The sequence below is a fragment of the Neisseria sp. P0022.S010 genome, from assembly GCF_051956635.1.
Window position 1 is genome coordinate 1 of record NZ_JBQCXF010000114.1, and the last position, 8,180, is coordinate 8,180.

Below are 8,180 nucleotides of genomic sequence, written 5' to 3' on the forward strand. Positions count from 1 at the left end.
CACGCGGTTCCCTGCCTTTGGCTCAGTTGCAAAAACTGACCGCTTTGGCGGAAGCGCAAGGCAGACCGCTTGATTTGAATGCTTTTTTACAAAAAAACGAATCTCTGGAGAGAACAGAAATGACACAGACCAATCGTGTAATTATTTTTGACACTACCATGCGCGATGGCGAGCAGTCGCCCGGTGCATCCATGACCAAAGAGGAGAAAATCCGTATTGCCCGCCAGTTGGAAAAGATGGGTGTCGATGTGATTGAAGCAGGTTTTGCAGCAGCCAGTCCGGGCGATTTTGAATCGGTTAATGCGATTGCCAAAATCATTACCAAATCTACAGTTTGCTCATTGGCGCGTGCCGTTGAAAACGATGTTCGCAAAGCAGGCGAAGCTGTTTCCCCCGCTCCGAATAAACGTATTCACACTTTTATCGCTACCAGCCCGATCCACATGGAGCACAAACTGAAAATGAAGCCGCAGCAGGTAATTGATGCGGCGGTCAAAGCGGTGAAAATTGCCAAAGAATACACTGACGATGTGGAATTTTCTGCCGAAGACGCAGTGCGTTCGGATTTGGACTTCCTTGCCAAAATCTTTACGGCGGTTATCGAAGCGGGGGCGACTACTATCAACATTCCCGATACTGTCGGCTACTCCATTCCTTCCGTATGGTACGAGCGTATCAGCAACATTATCAAAAGCGTTCCCAATGGCGACAAAGTAGTTTGGTCGACCCACTGCCATAATGACTTGGGTATGGCGGTTGCTAACTCATTAGCTGCTATTCAGGCAGGTGTGCGTCAGGTGGAATGTACCATCAACGGTTTGGGAGAACGCGCAGGCAATGCCAGCCTTGAAGAAATCGTGATGGCGTTGAAGGTGCGTCATGATTTGTTTGGCTTGGAAACCGGCATCGATACCACGCAAATTGTGCCGGTTTCCAAACTGGTATCTACTATCACCGGCTATCCGATTCAGCCAAACAAAGCAGTAGTCGGCGCAAACGCCTTTGCGCACGAATCAGGCATCCACCAAGACGGCGTGTTGAAACACCCTGAAACCTATGAAATCATGACTGCCGAATCAGTCGGCTGGTCAACCAACCGCCTGACTTTAGGCAAATTGTCCGGCCGTAATGCTTTCAAAACCAAGCTGGCTGATTTAGGCATCGAGTTGGAAAGTGAAGAGGCATTGAATGCGGCATTCGCACGCTTCAAAGAGCTGGCGGATAAGAAACGCGAAATCTTTGATGAAGACTTGCACGCTTTGGTGTCTGATGAAATGGGCAGCCTGAATGCTGAAAGCTACAAATTCATCTCTCAAAAAATCAGCACCGAAACCGGCGAAGAGCCTCGTGCCAATATCGTGTTCAGTATTCGCGGCGAAGAAAAACACGCTACCGCTACCGGCTCCGGCCCTGTTGATGCGATCTTTAAAGCCATTGAAAGCGTGGCTCAAAGTGGCGCGACCTTGCAGATTTACTCTGTCAACGCGGTGACACAAGGTACAGAAAGCCAAGGCGAAACTTCTGTCCGCCTGCAACGTGGCGATCGAGTGGTCAACGGTCAAGGCGCAGATACCGACGTGTTGGTGGCGACTGCCAAGGCTTATCTGTCTGCACTGAGCAAATTGGAATTCGGTCAAGCCAAGCCTAAAGCGCAAGGCAGCGGCATGATTTAATTTATTGAAAAGGTAAAGGCCGTCTGAAATCGTAGTGATGCGTTTCAGACGGCCTTTTTTATTTGGTCAAAAAATAGTTTGTTTATTGAAGTTTAAGCAGTCGGTCTTGTTCAACAGACAAAACGCCGTTTACCTTTTTGAAATAGGCAATGGCATCTTCAATATTGGTCTTGGAAGATGGACGGATAGCAATGCCGTGCAGGTTTTTATATTCGTAAACCAAAGTTGCGCCGGAGGTTTTCATTGCTTTTAGCAATGGGGCGGAACCGGTTTGGGCATTATAGAAGATAATCAGATTGCCGGTTGTATCTTGGGCTTGCTGTTGAGATGGGGTGGCAGTTGATTGAGCAGAAGTGCTTGAACTTTGGCAGGCGCAAAGCAGGGTGGAGAGTAGGACGAATGCTAGGGTTTTCATGGCATTAATTCAATTTGATAAAAGGCTAAGGCCGTCTGAACAATCGTAAAACGAAATCAAAGTTTCCATTTACAACTTTCAGACGGCCTTTATTAGTTATGCTTCAGGCAATTCCATGGCCAAAACGGTTTGTTCTTGTTTAGCACGGAAAACGGCCAGTTTTTCAGCCAATTCAGGATTTTCGTTGGCCAAAAGTGAAATGGCAAACAGCGCTGCATTGGCCGCGCCGGCTTCGCCAATGGCAAATGTGGCAACAGGAACACCTTTAGGCATTTGCACAATCGAAAGCAGGGAGTCTTCGCCACGCAGATATTTGCTGGGAACGGGAACGCCCAAGACGGGAACCGTGGTTTTGGCAGCGACCATGCCCGGCAAATGCGCTGCGCCGCCTGCGCCGGCAATGATGGCTTTGATGCCGCGTTCGCGTGCGGTTTCGGCGTATTCAAACATCAAATCAGGCGTACGGTGTGCAGAGACGACACGCGCTTCGTATTCAACGCCGAATTCTTTGAGAAATTGTGCTGCCTGCTGCATCACCGGCCAATCGCTGTTGCTGCCCATAATAATGCCGACTTGGATCATGAGGAGTTCCTTTTGCTTGAATGGATTAAGGGTAAAAAATATTCAGACGGCCTTGGAGATGACAAGGCCGTCTGAACGTTTATCTTTGTTTGAGACTGATAGAAGCACGTTTTGCCGCTTCGCTGTTGGGGAAGCTTTGTATCAGTTTGCGCCATGTGCTGCGGGCGATGTCTTTTTGTTGCAGTTTGTATTGGCACTGGCCGATGCTGTACATCGCATCGGGAGCTTGCGGGCTGTTGCGGAATCGGTTGGCGTAGCGGTTGCCGATTTCGATAACGGATTCGCAGTTGCCCAGACGCTGTTGGCTTTGCAGGAGCAGGTACATATTGCGGCGGGCAATTTCGCTGCCGTTGCCGCCGTCTGCCTCTTTCAAAATGGCCACTGCGGCGGAGAAGTTGTTGCGTTGGTAGTATTTTTGCGCCTGATTATAAAGGCGCAGTTCGTTTTGTGCGGCTGAATCTGTTTCAGATGGTGCGCCTCCGCCATTGGCCAAATAATTCATTTTCAGCTTGCGGTCGTCCAATCGCTGGGCTTTGGGTTGGGAAGCCGAAGTAGTCGGACGTTTGATGTTTCGTTGTTGTTCCAATGTGTGCAAGCGTTGATTTAATTCTTCGACCGTGCGTTCCAGTCGGGCGATTTGTATGCCCAAGTGGTCAATCTGGGTTTGTTCGTCCAAACGCGGATAGGGGATACTTTTTTCGTGCAAAGGCTCACGTGGAATATCAGGCAGGACAAAGTTGGGATTGTCGGCAGATTGGGGAGAGTGGGAAACAGTGCATGATGCGGCCAATAGAGTAAGCGGCAAAAGAAACAGGGAATGTGATAATGTTTTCATCGGATTGTGTCGTTTTATTTTTTTAGTAGCAATGTCAAACCGTCGCCGACAGGCAGGGTAATGGGAATAATACGTGTATCGTGCGGCAGATTTTGGTTGAAATGGCGCAGGATATCCAAGCTGGGCGGATCATTTTCTGCAGCTTCATTCATGACACGCCCACCCAACAAGATATTGTCGATGGCAATCACGCCGCCACTCCGTACCAGTTGCAAACAGCGTTCAAAATATTGCGGCGTAGGCGGTTTGTCGGCATCGATAAGTGCCAAGTCGTAGCTTTCCGATTCTCCTTGCGCAATCAAATCGTCCAAAGTCAGCAAAGCCGGTTGCAGATGAAGCGAGATTTTATGCGCTATGCCTGCAGCCTGCCATGTTTCGCGGGCAATATCGGTAAAGGTTACATTAATGTCGCAAGCCGTGATTTTGCCGTCTTCGGGGAGGGCAAGCGCCATGGCGGTGCTGCTGTAACCGGTAAAGACTCCAACTTCCAAATATTTTTTGGCATTCAATAATTTGGCCAACCACACCAACATGGCCACCTGCTCTTGGGCGATGGCCATCTTTCCCAGACGATGTGCTTGGGTACGCTCGCGCAATGCAGTCAAAACAGGATGTTCGGATTGACCGATGCTGTTGAGGTAATGTTGTAATGCCGGATCGGTATTGTGCGTGTTGGTCGTCATGCCGATACGGGATTAGTCTTGATAGTAGGTATAGGGTTTTTTGTTGACTTTGGCTGCTTCAAATTCGGCCTGTTCTGTCGGATTGAGGGTAACATCCCACAGCAAATGGCGGTTTTCGAGGCGTTGCGCTTCCATTTCGGGATTGTCTTCCATGAGTTTGTCGAGGAATTGGGTAGCTTCGGATTTGTAGTGGTACATGATGTTCTGCCTGAATCGTTGTCAGACCGACATTATAGCCGATATTTTTTGCCAATACGCTAATTAATCGAACTTCCATAAGGTATAATGGCACGTCTTTTTTAGGCCGTCTGAAGCCTTTGCTCAATGTTTTGCCCCTTCTGCGGCAGAATATTGTGCAAAGGCTTAAGCCAGACAAGTTTCAGACGGCCTTTTTTATTGTGAAAAGAGCTGCTTATGTTAAAAAAATGGCTACATAAAGTGTTGCCTAAAAAACACGTCAAATCGTTACCCGAAAAGGAAATTATCCCGCTTGAGCAACACGGTATCCGCGCGGATATGTTGAGCTTTGCCGCGGAGAAAATTGCCAAACGCCTGCATGAAGCCGGTTTTCAGGCTTATGTTGTGGGCGGTGCCGTTCGGGATTTGTTGCTCGGGGTTGAGCCCAAAGACTTTGATATCGCAACCGATGCCACGCCGGAGCAAATCCGCAAAGTATTCCGCCGCAGCCGCATTATCGGCCGCCGCTTCCAAATCGTTCATGTGATGATCGGACCTGAAACCATTGAAGTCACGACGTTCCGCGGTGGCGATAAGGTTCAGCAAAATGCGCAAGGCCGTATTATGAAGGACAATACTTACGGTAGTATTGAAGAAGATGCCATGCGGCGCGACTTTACTTGCAATGCGCTGTATTACGACCCGATTAAAGAGGAGATTTGGGACTTCCATCAGGGCGTGGCTGATGTTGCCGATAAAAAATTGGTGATGATAGGCGATCCTGCCGAACGCTATCAGGAAGATCCTGTCCGTATTCTTCGCGCTGTACGTTTATCGGGCAAGTTGGGTTTTGAAGTAGAAGAGCAAACTGCTTTGCCGATTGCCGAATATGCAGGCCGTCTGAAAAATGAGCCTGTGGCCCGTCTTTTTGACGAAATTCTGAAAATCCTGTTTTCTGGTTATTCCCGTGCCTGTTTGAAACGGTTGAACGAGTTGGACATTCCCGAAGGCATCCATCCGCTTTTAGATGCCTTGAAAACTGCTGAAGCGGCCGATAAACGTATGATTATGTTGGCGTTGAAAAATACCGACGAACGTATCCGTGCGGATAAGTCCGTTTCCGTTGGTTTCGTATTGGCGGCGGTATTGTGGCCGACACTAAATGCTATGTGGCAACGAAATCTGAATCATGGACAAAAACCTGTCCCTGCATTGATGGATGCGATGAACACTATGCGTGATACGGTAGAGAAGGGTTGGGGCGTGCCACAACGATTTTCTGCAACCATGCGTGAAATCTGGCAATTTCAGCCACAATTCGACAATATGCGCGGTGCACGCCCGTATCGCCTACTATCACAAGCCCGTTTCCGAGCCGCTTATGATTTCCTGATTTTGCGTAGCGAGGTTGGCGAGGTTGATAAAGAGATGGCTTCTTGGTGGACAACTTTCCAACATGCCGATGAGGAAACCCGTCAGCAAATGACTGCGACCAATGATCACAAACGTCAGAAACAAAATGGATCAACTGATGGAAAACCCAAACGTCGCCGCCGTCGTCCGAAAAAGAAAACCACTGAGGCTGAATAAGTTATCAAAATAAATTTAAGGCCGTCTGAAACCATTGAATCTTTTGAGATTTGGTTTTTCAGACGGCCTTTTCGTATTTCAATAAAAAATCGCAGGTCTTTCAACCTGCGGTTTGCTTTTACGATTTGTTTTCTTCGCTGTCGAGGAAGCTGCGGAGGCGGTCGCTGCGAGTTGGGTGGCGCAGCTTGCGCAGGGCTTTGGCTTCGATTTGACGGATACGTTCACGGGTTACGTCAAATTGTTTGCCGACTTCTTCCAAAGTGTGGTCGGTATTCATATCGATACCGAAACGCATACGCAAAACTTTGGCTTCGCGCGGTGTCAGGCTCTCGAGGATTTCTTTGGTTACTTCGTGCAGGCTGGTGTACATCGCAGCTTCTGCCGGCGCAACGTTGTTGGCATCCTCGATGAAGTCGCCCAAGTGCGAATCATCGTCATCGCCAATCGGTGTTTCCATGGAAATCGGCTCTTTGGCGATTTTCATGATTTTGCGGATTTTGTCTTCCGGCATTTCCATCAGTTCGGCCAGTTTGGCAGAATCAGGCTCTTCACCGGTTTCTTGCAGGTATTGGCGCGAGATACGGTTCATTTTGTTGATGGTTTCAATCATGTGAACCGGAATACGGATGGTACGTGCTTGGTCGGCAATGGAACGGGTAATTGCTTGACGAATCCACCATGTGGCGTAAGTTGAGAACTTGTAGCCGCGGCGGTATTCGAATTTGTCCACCGCTTTCATCAGGCCGATATTGCCTTCTTGAATCAAATCAAGGAACTGCAAGCCACGGTTGGTGTATTTTTTGGCAATGGAAATAACCAAACGCAAGTTGGCCTGAATCATTTCCTGTTTGGCTGCTGAGGTTTCTTTTTCACTCAACACCATGTTTTTGTTGATTTCTTTCAACTCTTCGATGGAAATGCGGGTTTCGGCTTCCATATTTGCCAGCTCGGTTTGTTTTTCGAGGATGGCGTGGCGGAAACGATCCAACGCATTTGCCCATACACGGCCTTTGGCTACTTCTTCTTCTACCCATTTCAAATCAGTAATGGCGGGCAGGAAGTTTTTGATGAAGTAGTCGCGTTCCATGCGGACGCGGTCGATACAGATGTCGCGGATTTCACGTTCGAGTTTGCGGATGTTTTCAACGCGGCTGCGCAGGTTGCTGCTCAGGTTTTCGATTTGACGTGTGGCAAAACGGACTTCCAGCAGTTTGTTGGCAATGGCATCGCGGTGTTTCAGGTAGTTGGCATGTTGGCTGCCGTGTTTTTCCAACTGCTTGATCATTTTGCCGTATTCGCTCTCGATAAAGGCGAAGTGTTCCAAAACTTTTTGTTTCAGTTCGGCCAAATGGGCGGCTGATATGGCTTCAGAGTCGCTACCTGAACCGTCTTCATCTTCATCGTCGCCATCTTCATCATCGCTATCGGTTTCGCCTTCTTCATTATCTGGTTTGGCATTTTCCAAATGACCCAAGCCCAATTCGTTCAATAAGACTTCGTTAGGGTCGATGATGGCTTCAACGACTTCATCCACACGGATTTCATCGTTGCGGACTTGCTCGATCAAAGCCAGAATTTCAGCAATCGAGCCTGGGCAGGCTGAGATTGCCTGCACCATGTTTTTCAGTGCATTTTCGATTTTTTTGGCGATGATGATTTCGTCTTCGCGCGTCAACAGATCGACTTGCCCCATTTCACGCATATACATGCGCACAGGGTCGGTAGTGCGGCCGAATTCTGAATCTGCGCTGGAGAGTGCTGCTTCGGCTTCTTCAACGGCATCGTCATCGGTCATGGCGGCGGCGTTGTCGCTCAAGAGGATGTCTTCAGCATCAGGGGCTTGCTCAGTTACTTGGATGCCCAAGCCGGAAATCATGCTGACGATGTTGTCGATTTGCTCGGCATCAGACATATCGTCGGGCAGGGCGTCGTTAATTTCGGAATAAGTGATGTAGCCGCGTTCTTTACCCATGATAATGAGTTGGCGCAGACGCGCGCGCTGCTCTTCGATACTCAAGGGACGGTTGTCGTCTTGGTCTTGGTATTCTTCGTAGTTTTGATTTTTAGACATGGATTGCTCTCTAGGTTGATAGGATGCCGACGGTTTACGGTGATGTGGCCGTACCTGAAGGCGGAGCAGAGCTTTTTGTTGTGAAATCAGAGTTCACTTTAATACTCTGAGGCCGTCTGAAAATATTACAGATGGAGTGTTCTGCGTGTCATGT

General features: G+C 48.7%; 8 protein-coding genes. 2 read left to right on the forward strand and 6 right to left on the reverse strand.

Annotated elements, in window-relative coordinates; all coding sequences use genetic code 11:
• On the forward strand, positions 1-1,673 hold a 1,673-nt coding region (locus ACTHUT_RS10835), incomplete at its 5' end, for a 2-isopropylmalate synthase (RefSeq protein ID WP_440418788.1).
• An 82-nt stretch (positions 1,674-1,755) separates the two neighbouring features.
• Here ACTHUT_RS10835 and ACTHUT_RS10840 read toward each other — a convergent pair.
• The 5 genes from ACTHUT_RS10840 to ACTHUT_RS10860 all read right to left on the reverse strand — a co-directional run bounded on the left by ACTHUT_RS10840 (position 1,756) and on the right by ACTHUT_RS10860 (position 4,386).
• The gene (locus tag ACTHUT_RS10840) at positions 1,756-2,088 is read right to left on the reverse strand and encodes a hypothetical protein (protein WP_440418789.1); all 333 of its coding nucleotides are present in this window, start codon (positions 2,086-2,088) and stop codon (positions 1,756-1,758) included.
• A 96-nt stretch (positions 2,089-2,184) separates the two neighbouring features.
• Positions 2,185-2,670 (reverse strand): 5-(carboxyamino)imidazole ribonucleotide mutase, encoded by a 486-nt coding sequence (gene purE / locus ACTHUT_RS10845; protein WP_440418790.1) that lies wholly within the window; start codon positions 2,668-2,670, stop codon positions 2,185-2,187.
• Between the two features lie 79 nt (positions 2,671-2,749).
• Positions 2,750-3,505, reverse strand: a complete 756-nt coding sequence (locus ACTHUT_RS10850) for a tetratricopeptide repeat protein (RefSeq protein WP_440418791.1) — start codon at positions 3,503-3,505, stop codon at positions 2,750-2,752.
• A gap of 14 nt (positions 3,506-3,519) precedes the next feature.
• The gene (locus tag ACTHUT_RS10855; protein ID WP_440418792.1) at positions 3,520-4,188 is read right to left on the reverse strand and encodes a class I SAM-dependent methyltransferase; all 669 of its coding nucleotides are present in this window, start codon (positions 4,186-4,188) and stop codon (positions 3,520-3,522) included.
• A gap of 12 nt (positions 4,189-4,200) precedes the next feature.
• Positions 4,201-4,386, reverse strand: a complete 186-nt coding sequence (locus ACTHUT_RS10860) for a DUF3460 family protein (RefSeq protein ID WP_003680728.1) — start codon at positions 4,384-4,386, stop codon at positions 4,201-4,203.
• Between the two features lie 216 nt (positions 4,387-4,602).
• On the opposite strand from ACTHUT_RS10860, the gene ACTHUT_RS10865 reads away from it, so the two are divergent.
• Positions 4,603-5,955, forward strand: coding sequence for a polynucleotide adenylyltransferase PcnB (locus ACTHUT_RS10865; protein ID WP_440418793.1), 1,353 nt, complete (start codon positions 4,603-4,605; stop codon positions 5,953-5,955).
• A 118-nt stretch (positions 5,956-6,073) separates the two neighbouring features.
• Here ACTHUT_RS10865 and rpoD read toward each other — a convergent pair whose 3' ends face one another.
• On the reverse strand, positions 6,074-8,026 hold the full coding sequence (gene rpoD, locus ACTHUT_RS10870) for an RNA polymerase sigma factor RpoD (protein ID WP_003686285.1): 1,953 nt from the start codon (positions 8,024-8,026) through the stop codon (positions 6,074-6,076).
• Between the last annotated feature and the right edge of the window lie 154 nt (positions 8,027-8,180).